The sequence below is a fragment of the Sporanaerobium hydrogeniformans genome (assembly GCF_002735925.1).
GTDB lineage: Bacteria > Bacillota > Clostridia > Lachnospirales > Cellulosilyticaceae > Sporanaerobium > Sporanaerobium hydrogeniformans.
Map to the genome: position 1 here is coordinate 1 of NZ_PEDL01000050.1, position 2,532 is coordinate 2,532.

Here is a 2,532-nt window from a genome sequence, read left to right on the forward strand (position 1 = left end):
CACATGACCATGCCAACCTACAGCTTTTTCACCACACATAATACAATTACTTGTTTTATACCTATTCATACAATCCCCTCACCAATCTCTGATTTTATTATAACTCTCCTATATATTTTAGATAATCGTCACTAGCTTTCTTCCACCGATTACACTCTTTCCCTTCACTCTCTATAACATGAGTTTGGAAGCATCCACTTAATGGACATCCACATATAAAAATTGTTTTAGATTCAGCTATCTGTCTGCCCCATCCACACGTTTTACACTTCTTTTCAACCATTTTCTTTTCTCCTTTTCAATTTTGGATTTGTTACCATTTGACTTTTCCTTTAAACTCTTGTTCCTTATTCCAATCAACCTCAAAACCACAATGTTTACATATAGGATGGCTATCACATATGAATGTTTTACAATGTGGGCAAAAATAAGCTACACCCAATTCATTATCATATTTCCAAAGTTTAGGTTTAGATTCTAATAAACTTAGTTGTCTATTCATGATCTCACCTCACCAAATTATTATTTTTTATGCTAGAAGCTGCTCGAATATAGCTTCAAAGATTGTAACCGGGATGCTGTTCCCGGCTTGCTTATATAATGCCCTACGATTATTTACCTTAGCAGCATTATCATAATCTTCATCACTGTACCCCTGCAGTCTCCAGCACTCCCTATCTGTCAAAAACCTGTACTTTCCATTTCCTAAATCAATTACCTGCGCCGGACAACGGTCTTGACGTTCTGTTATTGTGTAGCACTTATCTTTAAGTACTGTGGTCCTTTTTACTACTCCTGTCTTTCCTAATCCGGCTAATATGCTAGGTTGTGTTACTAGATATTCTTCTCCTACATTGCTTTCTAGATAATGGATTAATTGCCTACATTCTCGCTTTCTAAGTGTCATAAAATTAAACATGGCACCATCTAAGCAGCTAATAGTAAAAACTCTGTTACGGTCCTGTGGTAATCCAAAGTCCATGGCATTAAGCACCTGGAAGCTGTTCGTATAGCCTAGCCTTTGCATTTCACTTAAGTAACGATTAAAATTATGGATCATGTGCTTGCTTAACACGTTCTTCACGTTCTCCCAAATAACTATTCTAGGCTTCCAGTGCCCCATCTGTTCTATGATACGTATTGTCTCCCACATTAGACTACTTCTTGTCTCGGTTCCCTCATCTGCGCCCTTTTGATACCCTGCAATACTAAAATCTTGGCAAGGGCTACCATGTATTAAAATATCTGGCTTAAGGTTCCACCCTACAACCGATTGAGTCTTATAAGCTAATTCATTCTCAAACATTGCATTGTAGCTTCTTACTGCCTTCTCGTCTATCTCTACATAGTCGATAGCTTTTGTTTCTATTCCCATATTTCTAAGGGCAATTCGAGGGCTTCCAATGCCCCCGAATAATTCAAGTATTTGTATCATGTCTGCCCTCCTAGTTAAAAATTCATTTTTATTAACTCACAAAATAATACATACTCTTTTTTAAAAATGGTTATCTTAAGTGTATAGATCTTATCAATAACTTGAGGTGTTACATGAATAACATGATTAGATCAAAATCAATAGTATCTATTATTTTATCAATCGTAATTTTAATTGCTTCCGTTCCATTAAGTGCTACTGCACCTATTCCGACTCTAGAGTCAGCCCCGACCACTCTTATTTATCCTACTAGTACAGAACATAAGCAAACTATTAATCAATTCATTTCTGAAATAAGGCAAATACAACAACAAGTATTTGATATAGCCCAGTTTGCTCAAATTAATCCTTCTGAATTTAAGCAAAGACTTTCAAATAGTATCAGCAATATTGATAACAACATAGAGAAACTTAACAGTAGAATTTTAGAGTATTTAGAAACTGTTCCTGATATTGGTGATCAAAATATACATGTATTACTTACTTTAAATACTCTTAATTTTATTAAAAATGGATTATATTCATTGAGAGTATTAACAAATACGACTTCCGATGTACTGAGAATAAGATTATTAGATGAGTATTTTCGTTCTAGAATAGCTGGTTTGGATACGCTTAATACACTTGAAAATCTAATTTTACAATATAATCTTTAACACCATAGAGTTTAAGACTTTTTCTTCTTAAACTCTTTTTTATTTTTTATAAAAAGTCAATTTTAATCTTTGATTGAAATAATTTTCTAAATATTTTATAATCAACCTAAAAGTGAGGATGATTATATTGAAAAAAATAATAAGAATTATTTTATCCATTATTGGGTTATTATTAATTATTACGTTCTTTGCATCAATTTTTTATGATTATTATTTGATAAAAACAAAAATGTTTGCCGTACCATTAGGGCTTGGATTCACCGTGCTTTTATCAGGAGTATTATTTTTACTTCCCGGTATCATCTGTCTTATAGTCTCTTACTTTATGAAAAGAAAAGAATGAAAAACTAATTTTATTACTCAAACAATGTGATTTGTGTACCCTTTACGTTAGACCATATAACTTCTATTCTTCGTTTACCTTGTTCGGCTTGTGCATTT

Annotated in this window: 4 protein-coding genes; 1 reads left to right on the plus strand and 3 read right to left on the minus strand. The window is 33.0% G+C overall.

Annotation, left to right across the window (positions count from 1 at the left end; translation table 11 throughout):
* Positions 1–97 precede the first annotated feature (97 nt).
* From CS063_RS17310 to CS063_RS17320, 3 genes are read right to left on the minus strand one after another with little or no spacing between them, the layout of a single operon-like run.
* On the minus strand, positions 98–283 hold the full coding sequence (locus CS063_RS17310; protein WP_099450911.1) for a hypothetical protein: 186 nt from the start codon (positions 281–283) through the stop codon (positions 98–100).
* 30 nt (positions 284–313) lie between these two features.
* Positions 314–502 carry a hypothetical protein gene (locus tag CS063_RS17315; protein ID WP_099447934.1) on the minus strand — a complete coding sequence of 63 codons (189 nt, stop codon included), beginning with the start codon at positions 500–502 and terminating at the stop codon, positions 314–316.
* Between the two features lie 27 nt (positions 503–529).
* Positions 530–1,435, minus strand: a complete 906-nt coding sequence (locus tag CS063_RS17320) for a DNA cytosine methyltransferase (RefSeq protein ID WP_099450912.1) — start codon at positions 1,433–1,435, stop codon at positions 530–532.
* A gap of 113 nt (positions 1,436–1,548) precedes the next feature.
* Between CS063_RS17320 and CS063_RS17325 the strand changes: the two genes are divergently transcribed.
* A complete protein-coding gene (locus CS063_RS17325; protein ID WP_099450913.1) occupies positions 1,549–2,091 on the plus strand; it encodes a hypothetical protein in 543 nt (180 codons plus the stop codon).
* Positions 2,092–2,532 lie beyond the last annotated feature (441 nt).

Coding starts and splice junctions, on each gene's coding strand:
- CS063_RS17310 (WP_099450911.1), bottom strand. CDS start 283: ATGGTTGAAAAGAAGTGTAAAACGTGTGGATGGGGCAGACAGATAGCT.
- CS063_RS17315 (WP_099447934.1), bottom strand. CDS start 502: ATGAATAGACAACTAAGTTTATTAGAATCTAAACCTAAACTTTGGAAA.
- CS063_RS17320 (WP_099450912.1), bottom strand. CDS start 1,435: ATGATACAAATACTTGAATTATTCGGGGGCATTGGAAGCCCTCGAATT.
- CS063_RS17325 (WP_099450913.1), top strand. CDS start 1,549: ATGAATAACATGATTAGATCAAAATCAATAGTATCTATTATTTTATCA.